The sequence below is a fragment of the Sandaracinus amylolyticus genome, from assembly GCF_000737325.1.
Taxonomy (GTDB): domain Bacteria; phylum Myxococcota_A; class Polyangia; order Polyangiales; family Sandaracinaceae; genus Sandaracinus; species Sandaracinus amylolyticus.
The window spans coordinates 8854273-8879223 of the sequence record NZ_CP011125.1; the positions used below are offsets into that span (position 1 = coordinate 8854273).

Here is a 24951-nt window from a genome sequence, read left to right on the forward strand (position 1 = left end):
CGGCGGGTACACACCTCGCCCATCATGGCGGACGCGCACGCGCTGAAGCGCCTCGGCATCCCGACGCGGTCGCGGGGCCGCACGGTGTTCGTGGCCCTCGCGGTCGTGGTCGCGATCGCCGCGCTCTCGCTCGCGGTGATGGCGTGGCGGCGCCGGACCCCGCCGCCCTCGCCTTACGAGTCGGCGCGCGTCGAGCGCGGTGATCTCACCGCGACCGTCACCGCGACCGGCACCCTCGCCGCGACGAACACCGTCACGATCGGCGCCGAGGTCTCGGGCCGCGTCGCGCGCGTGCTGGTCGAGCCGAACGATCGGGTGAACGTCGGCGACGTGCTGGTCGAGCTCGATCCGATCCAGCTCCAGGCCCAGGTGCGCGAGGCGCGCGCGAACGTGTCCGCGGTGCAGGCCTCGCTGCGCGTCGCGCGCGCGACCGCCGAGGAAGCGGCGCGCACCGCGACCCGCGCCGCCGCGATGCACGGCCGCGGCCTGGTGCCCGACAGCGAGCTCGAGCAGGCGAACGCCGCGCGCGAGCGCGCCGAGGCCCAGCTCGCGAGCGCGAACGCGCAGCTCGAGGTCGCGCGCGCGACCCTCGCCCGGCAGGACGCGAACCTCGAGCGCGCGGTCATCCGCTCGCCGATCTCCGGCGTCGTCCTCACGCGGACGGTCGAGCCCGGCCAGGCGATCGCCGCGCAGTTCCAGACGCCCGAGCTCTTCGAGGTCGCGGAGGATCTCGCGCGCATGCGCCTCACCGTCGACATCGACGAGGCCGACGTGGGGCGCGTGCAAGAAGGTCAGCGCGCGACGTTCACCGTCGACGCCTACCCCGATCGCACGTTCGACGCGACGATCCACCGCGTCGATCTCGCGCCGACGACCGAGGGCGGCGTGGTCGCGTACCGCGCGATGCTCGACGTCGACAACGCCGAGGCCCTCCTGCGCCCCGGCATGACCGCGACCGCGACGATCGTGACCCAGCGCTTCGACGGCGTGCTGCTGGTGCCCGATCCCGCGCTCCGCTTCGCGCCGCCCGCGCCGCGCAGCGGCCCCGATCCCACCGCGAGCCTGCCCGAGGGCGCGCGCATCTGGACGCTCGAGAACGGCTCGCCGCGTCCTCACGTCGTGCGCGTCGTCGCCAGCAACGGCGTGCGCACCGTGATCGAGGGCGAGGGCATCTCCGAGGGCACCGAGGTCCTCACCGGGGTGGTCGAGCCGTGACCACCTCGCTGCTCGAGCTGCGCAAGGTCGAGCGCGTCTACGGGCACGGCGACGCCGAGGTGCGCGCGCTCGACGGAGTCGACCTCGCGATCGGGCGCGCCGAGTTCGTCGCCGTCATGGGCTCGAGCGGCTCGGGCAAGAGCACGTGCATGAACATCCTCGGCTGCCTCGATCAGCCGACGGGCGGCGAGTACCTCTTCGACGGCGTCTCGGTCGGCGGGCTCGATCGCGATCAGCGCGCGATGCTGCGGCGCCTGCACCTCGGGTTCGTGTTCCAGGGGTTCAACCTGCTGGCGCGCACCAGCGCGCTCGAGAACGTCGAGCTGCCGCTGCTCTATCGCGGCGTGCGCAGCGACGAGCGACGCGCGCGCGCCATGTCCTCGCTCGAGCGCGTCGGCCTCGCCGATCGCGCGCGCCACATGCCGAGCGAGCTCTCGGGCGGCCAGCAGCAGCGCGTCGCGATCGCGCGCGCGCTGGTCACCGATCCCGCGGTCATCCTCGCCGACGAGCCCACCGGCAACCTCGACTCCCAGCGCAGCGTCGAGATCATGCAGCTGCTCCAGCGCCTCCACCGCGAGCAGTCGATCACGATCGTGATGGTCACCCACGAGCCCGACATGGCCGCGTACTGCGAGCGGCTCGTGACCTTCCGCGACGGGCGCATCCTCTCCGACGCGAAGAACGAGGCCCCGTCGTGATCGGCGCGACGATCCTCCTCGCGCTGCGCTCGCTGCGCCGCAACCCGCTGCGCTCGTTCCTCACGACGATCGGCATCGTGATCGGCGTCGCGTCGGTGATCGCGATGGTCACGCTCGGGCGCGGCGCGACCGCGAAGGTCACCAACGAGATCGCCTCGCTCGGCAACAACCTCCTCATCGTCGTGCCCGGCGCCGCGAACCAGCGCGGCCCCTCGAGCGTCTCGCGCCCGTTCACCCTCGCCGACGCGCGCGCCATCGACGAGCAGATCCCCGACGCGCTCGCGGTCGCGCCCAACGCCGGTGCCGCGGCGCGCATCGTCTACGGCTCGCGCAACTGGAGCACCTCGATCACCGGCGCGACCAACGACTGGTTCGTGGTGCGCGACTGGGACGTCGCGATCGGACGCCGCTTCCACGAGGGCGAGGTGCGCTCGGGCACCGCGGTCTGCGTGCTCGGCGAGACCGTGCGCCGCGAGCTCTTCGGCTCCGGCGATCCGGTGGGCGCGCGGGTCCGCGTCGCGAGCGTCGCGTGCGAGGTGATCGGCGTGCTCGAGTCGCGCGGTCAGTCGACGTTCGGCCAGGACCAGGACGACTTCGTCGTGATGCCGCTGGTGGCGGTGCAGCGCCGTCTGCTCGGCAGCGACGACATCGGCGTCATCGCGGTCTCCGCGAACGACGGCGCGACGTCGCGCGTGCAGTCGGAGATCACCGCGCTGCTGCGCCAGCGCCGTCACATCCAGCACGGCGAGGAGGACGACTTCTCGGTGCGCGACCTCCGCGAGGTCAGCAACATGCTCGGCGTGGTCACCGGCGTGCTCACCGCGCTGCTCGGCGCGATCGCCGGCGTGTCGCTGCTCGTCGGCGGCATCGGGATCATGAACATCATGCTGGTCTCGGTGACCGAGCGGACGCGCGAGATCGGCATCCGCCTCGCGATCGGCGCGCGCTCGCGCGAGATCCTCTCGCAGTTCCTCATCGAGGCGGTCGTGCTCTCGGTCGTCGGCGGGCTCGCGGGGATCGCGCTCGGGCTCGGCGCGAGCGCGCTCGCGGCGCGCGGGCTCGGCCTGCCGTTCGTGTTCGGCGCCGACGTCGTGCTCGGGTCGTTCGTGTTCTCCGCGCTCGTCGGCGTGTTCTTCGGGTGGTACCCGGCGCGCCGCGCGGCGCGGCTCGATCCCATCGAGGCGCTGCGACATGAGTGAGCTGCACTGTCATGAGTGAGCCGCAGCGACATGAGTAGGTGGATCGCGATCCTCGCGGTGCTGCTCGTCGCCGCGCCGGTCCACGCGCAGACGAGCGACGTGCTGAGCCCTGGCGGCGTCGTCTCGCTCGCCGCCGATCAGAGCCCCACGCTGCGCGCCGCGCTGCTCGAGCGACGCCGCGCGTCGCAGCTCGTCCTCTCCGAGGAGGCTCGCTACACGTTCGTGCTCGGCATGGACGCGTCGCTCGACATCGGCGACACGCCCTCGCTCACCCAGGTCGGCGTCGCGCAGAGCTACCACGAGCAGGTCGTGCTCGGCGCGCAGCTCTCGCGCGCGTTCGAGTGGGGCATGTCGATGCAGCTGCGCGTCGCGGGCGCGCGCCAGTTCCGCCGCGCGATCCTCCTCGCGACCATCCCCACGCCGATCGCGATCGGCCCCGGGTACTCGTTCGACGTCACGCTCGGCGTCACCCAGTCGCTCCTGCGCAACGGCTGGGAGCGCAACGGGCTCGCGCAGCTGCGCCAGGCGCGGGTCGAGCTCGACGCCGCGACCGCCTCGCGCAACCGCGCCGCGAGCGAGCTCGTGCGCGACGCGCTCTCGGCGTACTGGGAGCTCTGGTACGCGCGGCAGGCGCTCGAGGTCGACGTCGAGGCGCGACGTGTCGCCGCGACCCAGCACGCCGACGCGAACGCGCGGCGCGAGCTCGGCAGCGTCGCGCCCGCGGACGTGCTCTCGTTCGCGCGGCAGCTCGCGGCGATGGAGGAGACCGTCGCGGCGGCCGAGGGCGAGCTGCGGGTCCGCCAGCTCGAGCTCGCGCGCGTGATCGGCGGCGAGCGATCGACCGCGCTCTCACCGCACGACGAGGCGCCCACGCTCCCCGCGCCGCGCGACGCCGACGTGATCGCGATCGCGATCGAGCGCTCGCCCGAGCTCTTCGAGCTGCAGATGCAGGTGCGCAGCGCCGAGGAGGCGGAGCGCACCGCGGGCGCCGCGCTCGAGCCGCGCCTCGATCTGAGCGGCGAGCTCGGGCTGCACGGCATGGGCTACGACGACGCGGGCGAGCCCTTCGCGCAGGTCGGCCGGTTCGCGGCGGTCACCGGGATGGTCTCGCTCGAATTCGAGATGCCGCTCGACGACGCGCAGCGCCGCGCGCAGATGGAGCGCGCGAGCCTCGCGGTGGAGGTCGCAGAGCGCAGGCTCGAAGCGGCGCGCGATCGCGTGCGCGCCGAGGCCGCGACGCTGCTCGATCGCGCGAGCGTCGCGCGCCGCCGGCTCGCGCTCGCCGACGAGACGGTGCGCATCGCCGAGGAGCTCGCGCGCGCGGAGCAGGAGCGCTTCGAGCTCGGCGCGAGCACGCCGACGGTCGTGCTCGAGGCGCAGTCCGAGCTCCGCAACGCGCAGCTCCGGCGGCTGCGCGCGATGATCGATCTCGTGAGCGCGGACCTGCAGATCGCGCACACGACTGGAGAATTGCTCGACGACGTCGCGCTCGACGACTGAGCGGCAGCGCCGCGCGGGAACGCGGCGCGGTAGCATCGGGGCCCGATGCAGTCCTCGCTTCGCCTCGCCCTCGCCTTGTCCGTCGCGCTCGCCGCGTGCGCCTCCGACGACACCGACCCCGCCGACGCGGCGCCGCACGACGCCGGTCCAGCCGACTCCGGCGCCCGGTGCGACGCGGCGGACTGCGCGCCTGCCTGCCGCATCTCGGGCGCCACCTTCGAGCCCGGCGCGCTCCACCCCGACAACCCGTGCGAGCGATGCGATCCCTCGCCGTCGGCGAGCGGATGGACGCGCCTCGCCGACGGCGAGGAGTGCGGCGGTGGCCAGGTCTGCGCCGCGGGCGTGTGCGGGACCGGCTGTCTGATCGACGGCGCGAGCTACCCGCCCGCCGCGACGAGCCCGGACGACCCGTGCCTCGAGTGCGACCCGACGATCGATCCACGCGCGTGGTCGCCCCGCGCCGACGGCGCCGCATGCGGCGCGGGACTCATCTGCGACGCGCTCGCGTGCGTCGCGGGCTGCTTCATCGATGGTGCGCTCCGCGCGCCCGGCTCGATCGACCCCGCGACCCCGTGCCGGCGCTGCGCGCCCGAGGCGAGCACGACCGCGTGGACCCCGCTCGACGACGGCACCGGCTGCGGCGACGGCGCGGTGTGCAGCGCCGCCGCGTGTGCGCCCGGGTGCTTCGTCGACGGCGCGGTCCGCGCGCCGGACAGCAGCGATCCCTCGAGCCCCTGCCGGGCTTGCGCGCCCTCGACCAGCACCACGGAGTGGACGACGCGCCCCGACGGCGAGCGCTGCGGCGACGGCGCGGTGTGCGACGCGGGGAGCTGCCGGAGCGGCTGCTTCGTCGAGGGTGCGTTCCGCGCGCCGGACGCGCTCGACCCCGCGAACGAGTGCCGCGCATGCGCGCCCGCGGCCTCGACGACGGCGTACTCGCCGCGCCCCGACGGCGCGGCGTGCGGCGCCGCGCAGTTCTGCACCGCGGGCGCGTGCGGACCGACGTGGCACGGCTCGACCCCGAGCGAGCTCGTGCCGGTGTACGGCGGCTCGGCCGCGCCCACGCACGACGGGCGCATCGTCGTCTTCGGCGCGTTCACCAGCGGCGTCGGCTTCAACGCGTTCACGCAGATCTACAGCCCCGCGAGCGGCACCGTCCGGCGTGGCGCCAGCGCGCCGTACGTGCCGTACCGGAGCTGTGCGGTGACCGCCCGCGACGGTCGCATCTACCTGATCGGCGGCAGCCCGTCGGGCGCGCCCGTCCCCACCGTCGCGGTCTACGACCCGATGACGGATCGATTCGTCCCCGGCCCGCTCATGCCGTTCGCCGCCCACGAGCACGCGTGCGCGCTGGGCGCCGACGGCCGCATCTACGTGTTCGCCACTCAGGACGCGGCGACCCCGGGCGCCCTCTACGTCACGTCGCGCACGATGATCCTGGACCCGGCCACGCAGGCGTGGACGACCGGCGCACCGATGCTCAGCCCGCGCCAGCGCGCGACCGCGGTCACGCTGCCCGACGGGCGGATCGCGGTCACCGGAGGCAACCGCGGCTACATCTTCGGCGCGATCTCGACCCTCAACGAGATCTACTCGCCGGCGCACGACACCTGGACCACTGCGGCGCCGATGCCGGTCGGGCTCCACTGGAACGTCGCCGCGCTCCGCTCGGACGGCCGGATGATCGTGACCGGCGGCGTCCACGCGACGACCGGCGACGTCGAGCGGGCGACCCACGTCTTCGACCCGGTGACGAACGCGTGGGCGCTCGGGACGCCGGTCACCGGCATCCACTACGCAGCCTACGCCGCGACCGCGTCGGATCAGCGCGTGTACGTGCTCACCGGGCGCGGCTTGGGCGCCGAGATGTCGTCCGTCGTCGACGCGCTCTACTGATGTCCGAGGCATCGTCGTCGCGAATATCGGACGGGGCCCGCGAGTCCATCGCGGCCATGCCGCACCGCCTCGCTCCCACCACGTCACCTCGTGCTCCGCGTTGCGTCGCGGTGCTCGCCCTCGCGCTCCTCGCCGGGTGCGGCTCCGACGACGACGCGACCCGCGACGCCGGCCCGACCGTCGACGCGAGCGCCCCGCCCGACGCCCCCACGACCGACGCCGCCGCGTCGCCCGACGACGACGCCGGCGCGGGCGCGGGCTACGCATCGCTCGGGCTCGGCTACCGCCACTCCTGCGCGATCACCACCGGCGGCACCGCGCAGTGCTGGGGCTCGAACGCGCTGGGACAAGCGGGCCTGCCCGAGACCGGCGCCGCGGTGTCGACGCCCGCCGACGTGCAGGAGCTCGGCGCCGTCGTCGCGATCGCCGGCGGCGAGGACCACTCGTGCGCCGTGCTCGAGGACGGCTCGGTCGCCTGCTGGGGCGAGAACTCCGACGGGCAGCTCGGACGCGGCACCACGAGCGTCGGCTCCAGCGTCCCCGCGACCATCGCGGGCCTGACCGGCGTCACCGCGATCGCCCTCGGCGCGTCGCACTCGTGCGCGCTCGCCGGCGGCGCCGTGCACTGCTGGGGCGCGAACGGATTCGGCCAGCTCGGCGACGCCACCACCACCGACCGCGCCGCGCCGGTCACCGTCCCCGGGATCTCCGGCGCGATCGCGATCGGCGCCGGCGACTACCACTCGTGCGCCGTGCTCGCGGGCGGTGGCGTGCGGTGCTGGGGGCTCAACACCGACGGCCAGCTCGGCGACGGCACCACCGAGAACCGCACCGCGCCCGTCGAGGTCACCGGCGTGACCGGCGTCCTCGAGCTCGACGGCGGCCAGGGGTTCACCTGCGCCCGCACCGCGACCAGCGTGTCGTGCTGGGGCGCCGGCGACGCGGGCCAGCTCGGCGACGGCAGCAGCGGCGATCGCCCCACCGCCGCGCCGGTCCCGGGCATCACCGGCGCGCTCGGGATCGCCGCCGGCTCCCGCCACGCCTGCGCCCGCCTCGCCGACGGCACCGCGCGCTGCTGGGGCTACGGCGCGCGCGGACAGCTCGGCGACGGCTCCGACATCAGCGGCCTCCCGGTCATCCGCCGCACGCCGGTGAGCGTGATGGACCTCGACGACGTCGCGGTGATCGCCGCGGGCGGCAGCCACACCTGCGCGCTCGGCGCGTCGGGCGCCGCGTACTGCTGGGGCGACGACGCCGCGGGACAGCTCGGCGACGAGGCCTCGGGCGCGCAGTCGACGCCGGTCGCCGTGGAGCCCTGAGAGACGGCCGAGCGCAGTGGTGCGATGCCTGCGCAGGGCGCGGGCGCGCGCGTCGTGACAGACCTCGCGCCATGCGACTTCGAGCCCTCTGCTGCGCCGTCCTCCCACTCACGCTCGCCGCCGGTTGCCGCGACGCCGACAACGCTTGGGTCGGCCTCTACGACGTGACCGTCACCGAGACCGTCGCCGCGTGCGGCGGGTTCGACCCGATGGAGACGGTCACGTCGTCGGTCTGGCGCATCGACACGTCCGACGGCGACGCGTTCGTCAACGGCGCGTGCCGGCTCCCGCTGGACGTGCGCTCCGAGACCGAGGCGGCGTTCGCCCCCACGCGATGCCTCACGACCCTGCCCGACTTCCGGCACCTCACGATGATGGTCACAGGCGGGATGCTGGTGTTGGACGGCGACTTCCTCTCCGGCGACATGCAGTACGAGGCCGACGTCGAGGGGCTCTGCGCGACCGGCCACATGACGTTCGAGGGGCGCCGCCGCTGACGCGCGCGCCGTCCGCGTCCGCGGTCTCGCGGGGCTCGTTACGATCGGCGGCGGAGGTGCGCTCATGCCCACGACCCGCGACGACGACACCACCGAGCTCGAGGAGCTCGAGGCCACGGTCACCGACGAGATCCTCGAGGAGACACCCGCGCGCGCGCTGGTCCTGCTCCGCGCCGTTGGGAGCTCGCTCCGCATCCGCCGCGCGCTCCTCGCGCGGGGCTACGACGCCGCCGCGCACCGCGAGGGCTGGTCGCTCATCCAGGCGACGATCGGGTTCCTCGACGAGCGCTCCGAGCCCGACGAGGACGCCGCGGTCGTCGAGGCGATGCGCGAGCTCGAGGCGATCGACGAGCCACTGCTGCGCATCGTGCGCGCGTCGCTGCGCGCCCGTCACCCCGCGCAAGCGACGCGCGTGCTCGCCGGGCTGCACGCGTCGACCGGCGCGGAGTCGGTGGTGGTCGTCGCGACGCTGCTCGAGCGGCTCGACGCCCTCGGGGAGAGCCGCGACCGCGGAGATCAGGCGGCGATCGCGACGCTCGCGCGGCGCGGCATCGACGCGGCGGAGCGCGACCGGCTCGCGCGCCTGGTGAAGGCGGCGAAGAGCGCGAGCCCGCTCGCGCCGATCGACCCCGCGGCCGAGCGGACCGAGCGCGAGCGGCGCAACGCGCTGGTGCGCCTGCGCGGGTGGTACGAGGAGTGGAGCGACATCACGCGCGCCGTGATCCGCCGGCGCGACGACCTGATCCGGCTCGGCCTCGCGACCCGGCGCGCCCGCAGCGCGGGCGAGGCGCCGGCCGAGGACGCGCCGAAGGACGCCTGAGACGCGCCTGCGCGCGACTCGGACGCGATACATCCGCCGCTCCGGCGGCGGTTCGAGGCCATCGACGCGCCCCGAACGCTTCCGACGCGTCCGCCCGGGACGATCGCCGCGCTCGGGGAGGCTTCCGACGCGCTCCCGGAGCTTCCGACGCGCTCCCGGAGCTTCCGACGCGCTCCCCGAGCTTCCGACGCGGGCGGGATCGGCGCGTGGAACCCGTCGGAACCATTGGGAGCGCGGCGGAAGCCCGGCGGGCGCGAGCGTCCGCGACCGCCGGGCGACCGGGCGCCTCGGAGGGGCGAACGAGGGGCGTCCCAGGCGCGCCGAACGCCGGTCTGCGGCGGCGGATTCCACAATGGCGGATGATTTCGCTTGCAGCGCAACGTCGGACGGCCGAGTCTGTTCATCCGAATGGAACAAATCCGTCATCGATGCAAACTCGTCTTGGTCGGCGTCGTCGCCGTCGGGCTGGCCGGGATCTTCGCTGCCGGCTGCGGCGGCGAGCCCAGCGACGGCGGTGACGACGCCGGTGCCACCCCCGACGCGCCGGAGGCCGAGTGCGCGGTCGGCACCGACTGCCCCAGCGGGGTCTGCACCGCCGGCGAGTGCGCCGAGCCGACCTGCGACGACGGCGTGAGCAACGGCGCGGAGACCGGCGTCGACTGCGGCGGCCCGGAGTGCGACGCGTGCGCCGACGGGAGCCCCTGCGACGCCGCCGACGACTGCACGAGCGGCGTGTGCAGCCCCGCCGGGACCTGCGTCCCCGCGACCTGCGCCGACGAGGTGCTCAACGGCGCCGAGACCGACGTCGACTGCGGCGGCGACGCTTGTGACCCCTGCGGCGACGGCAGCACGTGCGAGCTCGCGAGCGACTGCGCGAGCCTCGTGTGCGACCCCGAGGCCGGCACCTGCACGCCCGCGACCTGCGAGGACGGGGTGGAGAACGGCGCCGAGACCGACGTCGACTGCGGCGGCGACACCTGCGATCGCTGCGACGACGGCGCGGGCTGCGCGGTCGCCGAGGACTGCACGAGCGGCGTGTGCGACGCGACCACGTCGACGTGCGCGGTGCCGACGTGCACGGACACCGTGCGGAACGCCGACGAGACCGACGCCGACTGCGGCGGCGCGACCTGCGATCCCTGCGACACCGGCGGCGCGTGCAGCGCGCCCGCCGACTGCGCGAGCGGCGTGTGCACCGCGGGCTTCTGCATCGCGCCGGCGTGCGGCGACGCGGTGACCAACGGCGACGAGGAGTGCGACTCGGGCGCGGTCGACAGCGCGACCTGCAACGCCGACTGCACCGCGGTGGAGTGCGGCGACGGCCACCTCAACACGACCGCGAGCGAGATCTGCGACGACGGAAACACCGCGGACGCCGATGGATGCTCGTCGGCGTGCGCGCAGGAGGCGGGCTGGCTCTGCAGCGGCGCGCCGAGCACCTGCGCCCAGTGCGGCGCGGGGACGTACAGCGACGGAACGGCGTGCGTCGACTGCGGCACGATCGACGGCTGCACCGCGACGGAGACGTGCGACGTGACCGACGGCAGCGACCTCGTGTGCCCGACCTGCGCGCCCGGCACCTACGGCAGCGGCACCGGCAGCTGCACCGCGTGCACGCCGATCGCTGGCTGCGCGGCGGGCCTCGCGTGCACCACGGCGAGCGACTCGATCTGCGGCACCTGCGCGCCGGGGATGATCGGCGACGGCACCGGCGCCTGCACCGCGTGCGGCACCGGCACCTACGACGCCGGCGCGAGCTGCGCGGACTGCGGGACGATCACGAGCTGCGCGGCGGTCGAGACGTGCAACGTCGTCGACGGCACCGGCCTGGTCTGCCCGACCTGCGCGAGCGGGACCTTCGGCAACGGCACCGGCGCCTGCACCGCGTGCACGGGGATCACGAATTGCGCGGCCGGGCTGACGTGCACGTCGGCGGGCAGCTCGACCTGCGGCACCTGCGCGCCGGGCTTCGGCGGCGACGGCACGAGCGCGTGCACCGCGTGCGGGGCCGGCACCTACGACGCGGGCGCGACGTGCGCGGACTGCGGGACCATCGCGAACTGCGCGGCGACCGAGCTCTGCAACGCGGTGACCGGCGCGGGCCTGACGTGCCCGACGTGCGCGAGCGGCTACTACGGCAGCGGCACCGGCAGCTGCACCGCGTGCACGCCGATCGCGAACTGCGCGAGCGGCCTGACCTGCACGGCGGCGGGCACCTCGATCTGCGGCACCTGCGCGCCGGGCTACGTGGGCAACGGGACGGGCAGCTGCACGCCCTCGCTCTACGCGTTCACGGCGCACACGTTCACGAGCTGCGGCGCGAGCGGCCCGAACGGGCCGACGCTCGCGGGGTGTCGCGGCGCGTACACGACGACGTGGGACGAGTCGGCGTCGTTCTTCGGCATGACGACCCAGGGCTATCAGCAGTGGACGGTGCCGTCGGACGGCACCTATCGCATCGAGGTCGCGGGCGCGCAGGGCGGCTCGGACGGCGGCTTCGTCGGCGGACGCGGCGCGCGGGTGCGCGGCGACTTCGTGCTGACGCGGGGCACGGTGCTGACGATCGTCGTCGGCCAGATGGGCACGAGCTCGGGCGGCGGTGGCGGCAGCTTCGTCGCGCGCTCGGACGACTCGCCGCTGATCGTGGCGGGTGGCGGCGCGGGCACCGGCAACGGCGACGGCCTGGGCGGCACGATCACGTTCGGCGGCACGGGCGCCGGCGGCGCCGGGGACTCGAGGGGCTGCGGCTGCTCGGGCGGCGGCGGGATGCTCGGCGACGGTGGGAGCGCGGTGAGCTCGACCGGCGGTCGGAGCTTCGTGAACGGCGCGGTCGGCGGCTCGAGCACCGGCTGCGACGGCGGCGTTCACGTCGGCGGCTTCGGCGGCGGCGGCGGCGCGGGCCATCGCGACAACGCGGGCGGCGGCGGCGGCTACGACGGCGGCTACGCGACGTGGGTCGGCATCGGCGGCGGCGGCAGCTCGTTCAACGGCGGCGCCAACCAGGCCAACACCGCGGCAGTGCGCGAGGGCGACGGCGAGGTGACGATCACGCGCCTGTGAGCGAAGCGAAGCGACGCGCTCGAGCCGGGGGGCTCGAGCGCGTCGCGCGTCCGTCTGCGCAGCAGAGCCCGAACCGCGAGCGTCGTGGACGCGGCGAAGCGCGGCCACGTCGCGAGCCACCCAACCGCAACCCAATGCGACGGCAGAACCGCGGTACCGGGCGCGTGGGGGTGGGGCCGACGCCCTCGTGCGACGGGGGCTCGCAGACTCCGACCACATCCTGAACGAAGCATCGCGGCAGAGCGCAACGCGCGCGCCGCGATGCGCCCACCGCCTCCCGACGCTCGCGCCGTCTCATGACAGCAGCCCGCGAGTCGGCTGTAGGAGAGTTGGGGACGCCTCGAAGAGACAGTCGAAACTGCCGTGCAGGAGGTCGTCCCCGTGGCCAAGCGTACCTATCGGACCGTCGAGATCCAACACGTCGACGCGAGCAAGCTCGCCACTGCGCTCGGAGCGTGCTGCATCGTCGCGATCGACCTCGCGAAGACGAAGATGTTCGCCGGCTTCGCGAGCGCAGCGGGTCGCTGTATCGAGATCGTCCGCTTCGAGCACCCGAAGCAGACGCGCCTGTTCCTCGAGCTGCTCTGCCGTCTTCGTGAGCTCGGCGTCGCGCTCGAGGTCGCGATGGAGCCGACGGGCGTCTACGGCGACGCGCTCCGCTATCAGCTGACTCTGCGCGACATCCCCGTGTTCCGCGTCGACGCCAAGAAGGTCCACGATGCGGCCGCGCTGCTCGACGGAGTGCCGAGCCTGCACGACGCCAAGGCGTGCACGCTGCTCGCGCATCTTCACGCGCAAGGCATCTCGAAGCGCTGGAAAGAGCGGAGCGCAGTCCAGAGGGCGATGCGCAGTCTGATCGACGAGCGCGACCTCTACGCTCGACCTTTCGAGACCGCGTACGGACGGCTCGAAGCGCTCGTCGCGCGTCACTGGCCCGAGCTCTCCCAGCACCTCGACATGGACGCCGCGTGGCACCTGCACTTGCTCTGCGAGATGCCCGGCCCTGCCGAGGTCCGCGCCAGACGCGGCGATGCAGTCGCGCTGCTCCGACGCGTCTCGCGCGCGGCGCTCTCCTTCGAGCGCATCGAGCAGATCGTCGGCTGCGCCGTCAGCTCGCTCGGCGAGTCGATGCACGATCAGGAGCGCTCGTTCCTGCGCTCGCTCGCGCGTCACATGCTCGCGTTGCGCGAGCACATCCGCGATGTCGACAAGCGCATCGAGGCCGAGCTCGCCAATCATCGCGAGCTCCACTCGATCCGCGCCGCGTTCGGCGCCGTCACGACCGCTGCGCTCGTCGCCGACCTCGGCAATCCCGCCGACTACGAATCGTCCGCGTCCTTCGAGAAGGCGATGGGCCTCAACCTCAGGGTCCAGAGCAGCGGCAACAACGCCGGGCAGCACACGATCCACATCACGAAGCGAGGTCCCGGACGCGCGCGTCGGTACCTCTTCCTCGCAGCGCTGCGCTTCGTGCAGAGCGACCCCGTCGCGCGTGAGTGGTACCGAGCGCGAAAGGGCTACCGCGCCGACATCAAGCTCAAGGCCGTCGTCGCGCTGATGCGAAAGCTCGCGCGCGCGATGGTGCACGTCGCGCGAGGAGCGCCCTTCGATGCGACCAAGCTCTTCGACACGCGCTCGATGACCGCTGTGACCGCGTCGCCCTCGCGCGACGCCGGACAATCTTCGCTCGCCGGCTCCTGACGGCGAGCTTCGCGCTCTCTTCTCTTCGCTTCCGCTCCAAGGCGCGAAGATCGAGCGGGTGACGCTCACCTGGGGTGCTCGAGCCCGCGAGGCTGCACCGCGAGTCCCAGCGCACCCTCGAGATCGACGCGGCGGGCGAAATGCCCAACGAGGCCGACCCGACGCCGCTCACGCGGACGTCCGACAAGACAGTTCGGGCCTATCCGTCCCGTCGCTCTCCGATCCGACCGCCTGAAGCCACCGCACACCAACCCTCGTTCGCGGCGAGCCACCTCGCGCAAGAAGGGCCCGGTGTGCGGATCAGCGGGTGCGAGACGCGCCCGATCCGGCGATCACACGCGTCCGCACTTGACTACGACAGCACCCCGGGCGTCGGACCCACCCCCACGCGCCTCTCGCCGAAGCCTCACCGTCTCGCATCCCGGAGGACCCACCCCGACGCGCCTCTCGCCGAAGCCTCACCGTCTCGCATCCCGGAGGACCCACCCCCCACGCGCCTCTCACCGAACCGCCAGCTATCATCGGCCCGCCCGAAGATGGCCCTCATCCCGAAGCACCCGCGCGACCCCAGCGTCTCGCTCGTCGCGTACGCGCTCGCGATCGGGGTGCCCTTCGCCGCGTACCTCGCGACCGCATCGCCGCACGCGTACTGGCTCGACTCGGGCGAGCTCGCCGGCGCCGCCGTCGCGCTCGACATCGCGCATCCGCCCGGGCATCCGCTCGCGGCGCTCGTCGGGCACCTCTTCACCTTCGTGCCGCTCGGCCCGCTCGCGCTGCGCGTCGCGCTCGCCCAGGCGCTGTGCGGCGCGATCGCGGCGGGGTTCCTCTTCCGCGCGATCGACACGACCGTGCGCGCGATGGAGGTCCGCCACGATCGCCTGTCGATCCCGATCGCGCTCGGCGCGACGTGGAGCGTCGCGTGCTCGTACGCGTGGTGGTTCCAGTCGGTGCGCCCCGAGGTCTACGCGCTCCAGGCGCTGCTGCTCGCGATCGCGATCGAGCGCATCGTCGCGCTCGAGGCCGCGTGGCCGACCCATGACGTGCGGCCGCTCTCCGTCGCCGCGCTCGCGCTCGGCCTCGCGCTCGCGAACCACCACTTCATGGCGGTCATGGCGCTGCCCGCGATCGCGCCGACGCTCGCCCGCGTGTACCGCGCGCGCGGCGCGCGCTCGCTCGTCGTCGCGCTCGGCGCGCTCGCCGCAGGGCTCGCTGCGTACGTGTACCTCCCGGTGCGCTCGAGCACCGATCCGCCGGTCGACCTCGGCCACCCGACCGACCTCTCGCGCTTCTTCTGGGTCGTCTCGGCGCGCGCGTACCAGCACACGAACGTGCTCGAGGACGCGGGTCCGATCGAGCGCGCGATGGACGTGATGATCGCGATCGTCGAGACCGTGCACCCGCTGCTGCTCGTGCTCGCGCTCGCCGGGCTCTGGGCGCTGCTGCGCGCGCCGGGCGCGCGACGGCTCGGCTGGGTGTGGGCCGCGATCGTGCTGTTCGCGTGCCTCGGGCGCACCTGGCTGGGTCACACCGCGGGCAACCCCGACGCGCTCGGGTATCTCCTCCCGGCGTTCATGGGGATCGCGGCGCTCGCCGCCGCGTTCGTCGGCGCGCTGATGGCGCAGCTCGGTGGAGGGAGCGCGCGCGCCCCGCGCGCGATGCTGACGGTGCTCGCGCTCGTCACCGCGGCGCTCGGGCTCGCGCAGCTCGACCAGAGCCGCGCCCACGCGTCGCTCGCGACGTTCCACGCGACCGACGACTTCGACGATCGCCGCATCCGCGCGCTGCCGCCGCGCGCGGTGGTGATCGCGCACCTGCCGCAGACCGTGTTCCGCCACTGGGAGCTCGCGCAGACCGAGCACGCGCGCCCCGACGTGACGCTCGTGCCGATCCCGTTCCTCGGCTACCCGGGCGTCGTCGATCATCTGGTGGAGCGCGACCCCTCGCTGCGCGAGCTGCTGAGCGGCTATCTCGTCGACGGCGAGCTGCGCCAGCCGTACCTGCAGTCGCTCGCGGCGTCGCGCCCGCTGCTGATCGAGATGGACGTGCGCGTGCCCCGCGCGCTGTACGAGACGATCGTGCCGGGCCCCGGGTTCTACGAGGTCGTCGACGGAGGCGCGACCGACGCGGACGTGCGCGGCGGAGCGGCGCGTCGCGCGGCGTCGCTCGAGTCGCTGGCGCGAGCGCTCGGGCCGCGGCAGGACGACCCCGAGACCCGCAACCAGCTGCTCTGGGCGCACTACGTCGACGCGCTCTACTACGCGCAGGTCGGCGTGCTCGAGCGGGCGCGCGAGTCGGTGACGCGCGCCCTCGCGCTCCAGCCCGAGGCGCTCGAGCTCCGCGCGCTCTCGGAGCGCCTCGCGGGCGCGGACGGCGAGACCCCGATCGACGTGTCCGACTTCACCGTGGGCCTCCCCGAGTAGGCGCACACGCGCCCACCAAAATCGGCGGGCGGGTGATCGCTCTGTGGCATCGCGACGCACAGGGCCGAGGTGCAGCACCTCCGCCTCGCCCACCTCGCGCTCGCCCTGCTCACCACGCTCGCCGGCTGCGTCGGCGAGCTCTCCGAGGCACCGGGCCGGCGGACGTCGCCACCGGTCGACGGAGGTACGCCGATCCCGCCCGGCGTGGACGCGTGGGTCCCGCCCGGCGTCGACGCGTGGGTCCCGCCCGGCGTCGACGGAGGACCGCCGCCCGGTCCGATCGACTCGGGGATCGTCGTCGATCCGCCCGACGCGTTCGTGCCCGCGCCGCTCTACCCGAGCGCGACGATCGGCACGCGCTGCAGCGAGGGCGCGGAGCGCGAATTCCTGGTGCTCTCGAGCGAGCCCGCGGACTGCATGGCGCACGCGCGCTCGTTCACGACGCCCGACGCGACGCGCTTCGTGCCGGTCCAAGTGGGCGCGGCCTCGCCGTTCACCACGACCGCGACGATGTGCAGCGACGACGGCGCGTGCGCGCCGACGTCGATCACGGTGACGCTCACCCGCACGGCGAGCGGCGCGACGGGCGAGTGGTCGGCGACGGTGGGCGGCATCGCGCGCACGGGCCGCATCGAGGCGAGTCGCTGCGACTACGACGCGCTGCTCCCGCCCGCGGGCGAGACGCCGATCGGCGATGCCGCGCTGCGCGAGGTCGCGATCTACCAGGGCGTGAAGATCACGATCGCGCGTGAGGGCGCGGCGGTCGCGCCGAGCGCGCCGATCGTCGCCGGGCGCGACGCGCTGCTGCGCTTGTTCGTCGAGCCGCGCGCGGGCTTCGTCGCGCGCGAGGTGGTGGCGCGCGTCGAGCTCGGCGACGGCGCGCCGATCGAGGTGCGCGGGCGCATCCAGGGCTCGTCGACCGACGCCGATCTCGCGTCGACGCTGAACGTGCGGATCCCCGGGGATCGCATCACGCCGGAGGTGCCGATCGCGGTGGGGATCTACGACGTCGCGGCGACGTGCGGCGGCGGCGGCGCGACCGGCGGGGCGCGCTTCCCGAGCTCGGGCACCGCGACGCTCGCCGCGCGATCCAACGGCGGCACGTTCCGCGTCGTGCTGGTGCCGGTGCGCTACGCCGCCGATGGCTCGAACCGACTGCCCGACACCAGCGCGGCGAACGTCGCCGCGTATCGCGACTTCATGCGCAGCGTCTTCCCGGTGCAGGACGTGGAGATCACGGTGCGCTCGAGCCCGCTCGTGTGGAACGGCGGGATCGGCGCCGACGGCAGCGGATGGTCGCAGCTGCTCAACGAGTGCATGAACCTGCGCCAGTCGGATCGTCCGCCCGCGGACACCTACTACTACTGCTTGTTCAGTCCGGCGTCGTCGTTCTCGCAGTTCTGCGGGCGAGGATGCGTCGCGGGCCTCGGGCCGGTGCCGTCGGTGCGCGACACGTTCTCGCGCGCGAGCATCGGGCTCGGATATCGCGGCACCGAGGACACGTTCGTGCACGAGGTCGGGCACTCGCTCGGTCGCCCGCACGCGCCGTGCGGAGGCGCCTCGGGCGCCGAAGCGTCGTACCCGTACTCCGGCGGTCGCATCGGAAGCTGGGGCTACGACCTGCTCCAGAACCAGCTGCTGAATCCGTCGCAGCACACCGACGTGATGGGCTACTGCGACAACCAGTGGATCAGCGACTACAACTACCGGCTGGTCTTCGAGCGCATCCGCGGCGTGCGCGGCATCGCGTCGGTGTCGGGGACGCCGACGCGCTACGCGACGGTGGTCGTCGACGTCGACGGATCGCTCTCGTGGGGCAGCGAAGTGGAGCTCGTGTTCGCGCCCGACGGCGACGCGCTCGACGCGACGTGGGCCACGACGAGCGGGGAGATCGCGGCGGACGCGACGCTGCTCCCGGTGAGCCACGTCGACGGCGGCATCGTGTACGTGCCGGTGCCGGACGCGAGCGTCACGGCGATCACGATCCCGGGCTACGGCACGCTCGCAGTGCGCTGATCGAGAAACGCGCGACGACGGGCTGCACGCTCAGCTCGTCGTCGCCGAGCGCGAGCTCGTCCTGCGTCGCGGCCTAGAGCCCCGCGGGGTACAGCGTCTCGTCCCGCTCGAACGCGCCCTCGGCGTTGACCCGCCAGACCTCGAACACGCCCTCGACCTCGCCGAGATCGTCGACGTCGACGGGGCCGCTCGCGCCCTCGTAGTTGATCACGCGCCCGTCGCGCAGCAGCCGGATGCCCTCGGCGAGCGAGCCCGCGCGCACCACGACGCCGCTGGGATCCGACAGCGTGCGCAGCGCCTCGCGCATCGCGATGGGCTCGTCGACGCCCGCCGCCGCGATCGACAGCAGGATGAGCGCCGCCGCGTCGTAGAAGCTCGCGTCGAACGTCGCGGCCTGGCGCCCGAACGTCGCCTCGTACGCGGCACGGAACGCGTTGTTCGCGGGGGTCTCGGGATCGGTCAGCGGCGCGGTGCCGAGGAACCCGGTGAGCACGCCCGAGCCCGCCTCTTCGACGAACGCCGGCTGGCGCAGCGCGTCCGCGCCGAACCACCGCACGTTCGGGCGCGTCGCGATCGAGTTCCACGCGCGCATCAGGCGCCCGCCCGAGCCCGGATACGCGACCAGCGCCGCACACGCGGGCGCGGCGGCCGCGACCGCCATCGCGTCGCTCGTGTAGTCGGCGCGGTTGTCCATGATCGCGAGAGACGGCATCAGCGCGCCCGCGCCCGCGAGCTGCATGAAGCGCTCGCGCACCCCGGCCTCGAAGGGCATGCCGTAGTCGTTGTCGAGGTGGACGATCATCACGCTCTCGCACCCGCGCGCGTGCATGACCTCGGCGAGCACCGGCGCCTGCGCGGCGTCGGAGGGCGCGGTGCGGAAGAACCAGCGCTCGTCCTCCTCGAGCGAGCGCTGCAGGTCGGTCAGCAGCGTCGACGTCGAGCTCCCGCTCGCGTGGAGGATGCCCGCGGGCTGCGTGACGTCCATCGCGATGCGCAGCGTGCTCGTGCTCCCCGAATCGCCGATCAGCGCGACGACGCGGTCGTCCTCGAGGATGTCGCGCGAGGCGCTCACCGCGACCTCGGGCACGCTCTCGCCATCGGCGCTGACGAGCTCGACGCGCCGCGCGGGGAGCACGCCACCCGCGGAGTTCACCTCGCGCACCGCGAGCCGCACCGCGTCGAGGCGATGCTGGCCCGACGCCCCGAGATCACCGGAGAGCGACAAGACCAAGCCGATGCGCACCGGCTGCGTGTCGTCGCCGTCGAGCGTGCGCGAGGGACCACAACCGAGCGCGAGCGAGACGAGCACCAAGGAGAAGATCGAGCGTCGCACGACCGCGAAGCTATCACCGCGCCGGACGCCGCGCCGCGCTGACCGCCAGAGCGCAGAGCGCCGCCATGAGCGGCACGACCGGCGCGTGGTAGCGATCCCCACCCAGGAATACGAAGTGGAGCGCCGCGAGCCCGAGCAGCGGCGCGAAGATCGCGACCTTCACGCGTCCGTCGCGCGATCGACGCAGGAGGATCACCGCGCCCGCGATCACGCCCGCGAGGAACACGAGCCACCACGCGCGCTCGATCGCGAGCGCCCACAGCCCGTGCGCCTCGCCGCTCACGCCCGCGCGCTGCGTCGCCTCGGCCCACGCCTGCGCGGGGCTCGACTCGTGCCCGAACGTCGAGGTCAGCTTGAGCACGCCGCGCGCGAGCCACGCGAGCGGGTCCGCCTCGATGCGCGCCATCGCCATGTCCGCGAGGCAGCGATCGCGCGCGACCTCGCCGAGCCCGCCGCAGTCGCCGTCGTCGTCCGCCTCGAGCGTCGAGTAGCCGCCCTCGCCGCGCGTGCCGACGAGCAGGTTCGCGCCGCCGTTCGTCGAGGTGAGCGCGGCTCCGTCGAGCGCCGAGGCGTTGCGGAGCGCCCACGGCGCGAGCACGAGCGCGACGACGATCGCGGCGACCGCGCCGTGCGTGACGAGCGAGCGCGCGCGTCCGGCGAGGTCGCGCGACGAGACGAGCGCGATGCCGATCACCATCAGCGCGAGCATCGGGAGCGACGTGGGCCGCACGTACGCGCCGACCGCGAGGATGAGCGCGGCGAGCGCGGTCGCGCGCAGCGCGTGGCGCCGTCGCGCGTAGACGATCACGAGGCTCGCGGCGCACACGAAGAGCGCGAAGAAGGGCTCGCTGAGCCACGACGCGGAGAGCAGGATCCCGCCCGGCCAGAGCGCGACGAGCCACGCGGCGCGACGCCCGGCGCGCGCGCCGCCGACCCGACGTCCGAGCAGCCCGGCGCCGATCACGATGAGCGCGCCCGCGCACGACTGCGCGACGAGGTCGAGCGCGGGCGCGGCGCGCACCCAGCGCAGCGGCGCGATCATCGCGGAGAAGCCGACCGGATAGAACGCGGTCGCTTCGCCGGCATCGGGCGCGTCGGGATCGATCGAGCCGCGCGTGTAGCCCTCACCGCGCGCGATCGCGTCGGCGGCGCGCTCGTAGATCACGCCGTCCCAGACGGGCCTCACCGGGAACGCGACCGCGAGCGCGAGCCGCAGCGCGAGCGCCACGAGGAACGGCGCGACGAGCGCGCTGCTCGTCCACGACGAGAAGCGACGCGCCGGGGAGACCGCGGGCGCGGCTCGGAGAGCTTCGCTACGCACGCGCGCTACTTAGCCGCCAGCGGGCGTGCGCCCAAGCGGGATCAGCCCCGCAGGCGCGCGATGCGCTCGCGGATCGCGTCGGCGTCGCCTGCGCTCGGTGCGATCCGCAGGTAGCGCTCGTACGCCTGGATCGCCTCGGGGGTGAGCCCCATTCGCTCGCTCGCGAGGCCCAGGCCGCGCCACGCGGCACCATCGCGCGGCGCCGCGCCGGTGGCTTCGCGGTAGAGCTCTCGCGCGCGCGGGACCTCACCGCGCAGCAGCGCGCGTTGTGCCTCGCGGACGAGCTCCGCGGCGCGCGCGGCCCCGTCCTCGCGCGGCGGCGCGTCGGGCGGAGGATCGACGCGCACCGGCGGCGCGGTCTCGGCCGGCGTGATGCGCTCGGGCGCGCCGCTCGTCGCGGCGACCTGCTCGGGCGAGCGCGCCGTCACCGCCGTGCGCCGCGTGCCGCCGCGCGACGTGGGCTCGCTCGGCACGGTCGGCGCGACCACGGGATCGCTCGGCACCTCGACCGGCGGCGCGGCGACCGGAGGCGGCGTGACCGCGGTGACCTCGGGCCCGGGCACCAGCGGCACCGTGGGAACGACGACGATCGTCGGCACCGGCGTGCTCGCGGCGGCGGTCTCCGCGCCACCCCCCGCGACGCTCCACACGCCGAAGCCGACGCCGAGCAGCGCGACGAGCAGCGCCGCCGCGATCCACGCGCGGCCGCGGCTCTGCGGCGGAGGCGGAACCGCGTCGGTCGAGTCGCCACGCTCGCGGGGCGCGGGCGGCACCGAGTGATCCTTCACGACCACCGGCGAGGCCTCGAGCGCAGCGGTCAGCTCGCGCACGAAGTCGCCCGCGCTCGCGTGGCGCGCGGCGGGCCGTCGATCGAGCGAGCGCGCGATGACGCGCTCGACCTCCTCGGAGAAGCGCAGCCCCGACGCCTTGAGCATCGACGGCGCGGGCTGGCTCACCTTGTCGACGAGCACCTGCACCGGCTGACCGTGGAACGGCAGCGCGCCGCAGAGCAGCTCGTACGCCATCGCCGCGAGCGAGTACACGTCGCCGCGCGCATCGACGAGCGCGCCGCGCGCGGCCTCGGGCGCCATGTACTCGGCGGTGCCGACGACGGTGCCGTGCTCGGTGAGGCGCTCGCCCTTGCCGGTCGCGAGCGCGGCGAGCCCGAAGTCGCCGAGCTTCACGGTGCCATCGGCCGCGTAGAACACGTTCGACGGCTTGAGGTCGCGGTGCACCACGTCCTGCGCGTGCATCGCGTCGAGCGCCGCGCCGATCTGCGCGAGCAGCTTCACGAGCTCGCGCGCGTCCACGCGCCGCCGCTCGACGAGCACCATGTCGAGATCGCGCCCGGTGAGGCGCTCCATCACGAGGTAGGGCTCGCCGCTGTCGAGCCGCCCGAAGTCGAAGATCGTGACGACGTTCGGGTGCGAGATGCGGCTCGCGGTGCGCGCCTCGCGCTCGAAGCGCTTCATCGCCTCGGCGCTCCGCGCGTAGACCCCGGGCAGCACCTTGATCGCGACGTCGCGCTCGAGCTCGAGGTGCACGCCGGCGTACACGACGCCCATGCCGCCGCGGCCGAGCACGCTGGTGATGCGATAGCGCGCCGCGACGGTGCGCCCGATCATCGCGAGCGCGGGATCGTTCTCGCCGAGCTCCTCGTCGTCGTCGTGCTCGTCGATCGCGCTCATAGAAGGTTGCACCTCCCGTTGGTGCACCCGAGCAGGCAGGTGCGCCCACAGCGACCGCAGTTGCCGCCGTCGGTCTGGGTGTTGACGCACTCGCCGTCGCACCACGTTCGACCCGCGGGGCAGCAGTGCCCATTGCTGCACGCCGGCGTCGTGACGTCGCACACCACGCCGCAATCGCCGCAGTTCGTCGGATCGTTCGCGAGGTTGGCGCAGCCGTCCACGCCGCAGCAGCTCTCGCCGGGCTCGCACGTCGTGCCGCAGGTGCCGCAGTTCGCAGTGTTCTCGTCGACGCAGCGGTTGCCGCAGCAGAGCTGATTCTCGCCGCACACCACGCCGCACGCACCGCAGCTCGCCTCTGCGTCGTCGGGCACGCAGTCGCCGCCGCAGCAGAGCTCGCCCTCGCCGCAGACGTTGCCGCACGCGCCGCACGCGTTGCGGTCGGTCTGGGTGTCGACGCAGCTGCCGCTGCAGCACGAGCGACCGGTCAGCGAGCAGTCCTCGGTGCACGAGCCGCAGCGGGCCGACTCGGGATCGTCGCACTGGCCGCGGCAGCACTGCTGTCCGATCTCGCACTCGTTGCCGCACCCGCCGCAGTGCTCGGGATCGGTGTCCTCGATGACGCACTCGCCGTCGCAGCACGTCGTGCCCGCGGCACACACGCGCCCGCAGGCACCGCAGTTCGACGGACTGTCGAGGACGTTGATGCAGCCGATGCCAGGGCAGCAGCGCTCACCGATCTCGATGCGGCAGCGCATGTTGCACCCGCCGCAGTACTCGTCGTTGCCGCCGGTCAGGTTCACGCAGACGCGCTCGCCGGGGGCGCCGCCCCGTGCGGGACAGCAGTCGAAGCCATCGGCGCAGCTCGCCCCGCACATCCCGCAGTTCTCTTCCGTGTCGAGCGGGAAGCCATTGTCGACGACGCCGTTGCAGTCGTCGTCGTCCCCGTTGCACGACTCGTTCGACTGCACGGTGAGCGACTCGCAGGGCCTCGTGCCGTCACTGCACGCGAGCTCGACGCCCTGCTCGCACACGCCGTCGCGCCCGGTGTTGCAGAGAACCTCGGTCTCTTCGCACGTCACGGGCGGCCCCGAGTCCACCTCGGCGTCCACGCCCGCATCGATCCCGCCGCCCTCCACGCAGAACCCGCGGTAGCACTCCTCGCCCGCCGCGCAGTCGCCGTAGCCCGCGCACTCGCGCGCGCCGCGATCGACGCTGCATCCCGCAGCCGCGATCACGATCATCGCGATCCACGTCGCGCGCATCAGAGACCTCCTCCGAGCGCGAACCGTCCGGCCATCACCACGCCGCCACCCTCGGGTCCGGCGTACGGCGCGAGCGCGAACACCGAGCTCCCATCCTCGCGTCCCGCCGCGAGCAGCCACGCGAGCCCGCCGGCGAGCAACACCCCGCCGCTCACGAACAGCACGTTCGCCGCCGTCGCCTCGGTCTCGGCGCGCGACAGTCGATCATGCGCCTCGTCGGCCTCCGCCTGGGTGCTCGGATCGGCATCGCGGAACGCGCTCGCGTCGTCCGACGACATCGCGCCCGCGATGCCTCCGCCGACGAGCGCGAGCGCGCCCACGCTCATCACCACGATCGGCCACGGCGAGATCCCCGCCGGCTCGCGCACCGGCGCGACCGGCGTCGTGTCGCGCTCGCCCTCCGGGGTCCCGACCAGCGTGCCCTGCCCCTCGGCCTGCGGCGGCAGCCCGAAGAGCTCGCGCAGCATCGGCTCGACCTCCTGGAGCAGCGCCGCGTCGCTCTGCACCCGACGCACCACGCGCTGCTGCGATCCGTCGCGCGCGTCGAAGCGCAGCAGCGTCGCGACGATCTCGTCACCCGCGCGATCGAGCGACGGCACGACGAGCACCTGCACGTCGAGCTCGTGCGCGACCTGCTCGAGGCACGAGACGCTCTCGCCCATGCACCCGAACGCGAGCTGCACCTGCTCGAGGTCGAGCACCACGGCGCCGCTCACGTCGACCACGTGCAGCGAGTCGATGCGCTCGCGCAGCATGCGATCCGTTGCGCGCGCCGTGCCCTCCTCGATGCCGCCCGAGCGCCCCGTCTGGAGCAACGACGCGCGCGGCATCTCCTGCGCGTGCGCGGGTCGGGCGAGCGAGAGCGATGCGATCACGAGCGGGAAGACGACCCATTTCATCCAGGCAAGCCTCGTCGGTACGTGCGCCATCCGAGCGAGGGGCCCGGTCGGATCGCGCGAGTCCCTCGTGATCCGACGAGCGGCTCCCGACGCCCGACGTCTAGGCT

General features: G+C 74.0%; 17 protein-coding genes. 12 read left to right on the forward strand and 5 right to left on the reverse strand.

All coding sequences use genetic code 11. The annotated features are described in order from the left end of the window. Nucleotides 1-24 precede the first annotated feature (24 nt). The 12 genes from DB32_RS37280 (at nt 25) to DB32_RS37335 (ending at nt 18341) form a co-directional block, all read left to right on the forward strand. Nucleotides 25-1215, forward strand: a complete 1191-nt coding sequence (locus DB32_RS37280; protein ID WP_053237419.1) for an efflux RND transporter periplasmic adaptor subunit — start codon at nt 25-27, stop codon at nt 1213-1215. Continuing rightward, entirely contained in the window at nt 1212-1913 is a 702-nt protein-coding gene (locus tag DB32_RS37285; RefSeq protein ID WP_053237420.1) for an ABC transporter ATP-binding protein, read from the forward strand. The genes DB32_RS37280 and DB32_RS37285 overlap by 4 nt, the downstream gene beginning before the upstream one ends. Beyond that, nucleotides 1910-3112 carry an ABC transporter permease gene (locus DB32_RS37290; RefSeq protein WP_053237421.1) on the forward strand — a complete coding sequence of 401 codons (1203 nt, stop codon included), beginning with the start codon at nt 1910-1912 and terminating at the stop codon, nt 3110-3112. Before DB32_RS37285 ends, DB32_RS37290 begins: the two co-directional genes overlap by 4 nt. A gap of 30 nt (nt 3113-3142) precedes the next feature. Further along, nucleotides 3143-4612, forward strand: coding sequence for a TolC family protein (locus DB32_RS37295; RefSeq protein ID WP_157069922.1), 1470 nt, complete (start codon nt 3143-3145; stop codon nt 4610-4612). A gap of 45 nt (nt 4613-4657) precedes the next feature. After that, nucleotides 4658-6508 (forward strand): kelch repeat domain-containing protein, encoded by a 1851-nt coding sequence (locus DB32_RS37300; protein WP_157069924.1) that lies wholly within the window; start codon nt 4658-4660, stop codon nt 6506-6508. Between the two features lie 110 nt (nt 6509-6618). After that, complete coding sequence (locus DB32_RS47575) at nt 6619-7827, forward strand: RCC1 domain-containing protein (RefSeq protein WP_053237424.1); 1209 nt, start codon at nt 6619-6621, stop codon at nt 7825-7827. 71 nt (nt 7828-7898) lie between these two features. Further along, the gene (locus tag DB32_RS37310; RefSeq protein WP_053237425.1) at nt 7899-8324 is read left to right on the forward strand and encodes a hypothetical protein; all 426 of its coding nucleotides are present in this window, start codon (nt 7899-7901) and stop codon (nt 8322-8324) included. A 64-nt stretch (nt 8325-8388) separates the two neighbouring features. Next, nucleotides 8389-9144 (forward strand): hypothetical protein, encoded by a 756-nt coding sequence (locus DB32_RS37315; RefSeq protein WP_053237426.1) that lies wholly within the window; start codon nt 8389-8391, stop codon nt 9142-9144. A 441-nt stretch (nt 9145-9585) separates the two neighbouring features. Continuing rightward, nucleotides 9586-12204 (forward strand): hypothetical protein, encoded by a 2619-nt coding sequence (locus tag DB32_RS37320; RefSeq protein ID WP_053237427.1) that lies wholly within the window; start codon nt 9586-9588, stop codon nt 12202-12204. Between the two features lie 381 nt (nt 12205-12585). After that, nucleotides 12586-13905 carry a transposase gene (locus DB32_RS37325; protein WP_157068918.1) on the forward strand — a complete coding sequence of 440 codons (1320 nt, stop codon included), beginning with the start codon at nt 12586-12588 and terminating at the stop codon, nt 13903-13905. A gap of 536 nt (nt 13906-14441) precedes the next feature. Continuing rightward, nucleotides 14442-16325, forward strand: a complete 1884-nt coding sequence (locus DB32_RS37330; RefSeq protein ID WP_053237428.1) for a protein O-mannosyl-transferase family — start codon at nt 14442-14444, stop codon at nt 16323-16325. A 69-nt stretch (nt 16326-16394) separates the two neighbouring features. Beyond that, nucleotides 16395-18341 (forward strand): M66 family metalloprotease, encoded by a 1947-nt coding sequence (locus DB32_RS37335; protein ID WP_053237429.1) that lies wholly within the window; start codon nt 16395-16397, stop codon nt 18339-18341. A 73-nt stretch (nt 18342-18414) separates the two neighbouring features. On the opposite strand, the gene DB32_RS37340 is transcribed toward DB32_RS37335, so the two are convergent. Genes DB32_RS37340 through DB32_RS37360 form a run of 5 tightly spaced genes read right to left on the reverse strand, consistent with a single transcriptional unit; the run spans nt 18415 to nt 24844 of the window. Then, the gene (locus DB32_RS37340) at nt 18415-19674 is read right to left on the reverse strand and encodes an ABC transporter substrate-binding protein (protein WP_169791683.1); all 1260 of its coding nucleotides are present in this window, start codon (nt 19672-19674) and stop codon (nt 18415-18417) included. 13 nt (nt 19675-19687) lie between these two features. Further along, nucleotides 19688-20995, reverse strand: a complete 1308-nt coding sequence (locus DB32_RS37345) for a hypothetical protein (RefSeq protein ID WP_053237431.1) — start codon at nt 20993-20995, stop codon at nt 19688-19690. Between the two features lie 41 nt (nt 20996-21036). Next, entirely contained in the window at nt 21037-22683 is a 1647-nt protein-coding gene (locus DB32_RS37350) for a serine/threonine-protein kinase (protein WP_053237432.1), read from the reverse strand. Further along, nucleotides 22680-23945, reverse strand: coding sequence for a hypothetical protein (locus DB32_RS37355; RefSeq protein ID WP_053237433.1), 1266 nt, complete (start codon nt 23943-23945; stop codon nt 22680-22682). The genes DB32_RS37350 and DB32_RS37355 overlap by 4 nt, the downstream gene beginning before the upstream one ends. Further along, on the reverse strand, nt 23945-24844 hold the full coding sequence (locus DB32_RS37360) for a hypothetical protein (RefSeq protein ID WP_053237434.1): 900 nt from the start codon (nt 24842-24844) through the stop codon (nt 23945-23947). The genes DB32_RS37355 and DB32_RS37360 overlap by 1 nt, the downstream gene beginning before the upstream one ends. Nucleotides 24845-24951 lie beyond the last annotated feature (107 nt).

Coding starts and splice junctions, on each gene's coding strand:
- DB32_RS37310 (WP_053237425.1), top strand. CDS start 7,899: ATGCGACTTCGAGCCCTCTGCTGCGCCGTCCTCCCACTCACGCTCGCC.
- DB32_RS37295 (WP_157069922.1), top strand. CDS start 3,143: ATGAGTAGGTGGATCGCGATCCTCGCGGTGCTGCTCGTCGCCGCGCCG.
- DB32_RS37315 (WP_053237426.1), top strand. CDS start 8,389: ATGCCCACGACCCGCGACGACGACACCACCGAGCTCGAGGAGCTCGAG.
- DB32_RS37280 (WP_053237419.1), top strand. CDS start 25: ATGGCGGACGCGCACGCGCTGAAGCGCCTCGGCATCCCGACGCGGTCG.
- DB32_RS37360 (WP_053237434.1), bottom strand. CDS start 24,844: ATGAAATGGGTCGTCTTCCCGCTCGTGATCGCATCGCTCTCGCTCGCC.
- DB32_RS37300 (WP_157069924.1), top strand. CDS start 4,658: ATGCAGTCCTCGCTTCGCCTCGCCCTCGCCTTGTCCGTCGCGCTCGCC.
- DB32_RS37355 (WP_053237433.1), bottom strand. CDS start 23,945: ATGCGCGCGACGTGGATCGCGATGATCGTGATCGCGGCTGCGGGATGC.
- DB32_RS37350 (WP_053237432.1), bottom strand. CDS start 22,683: ATGAGCGCGATCGACGAGCACGACGACGACGAGGAGCTCGGCGAGAAC.
- DB32_RS37330 (WP_053237428.1), top strand. CDS start 14,442: ATGGCCCTCATCCCGAAGCACCCGCGCGACCCCAGCGTCTCGCTCGTC.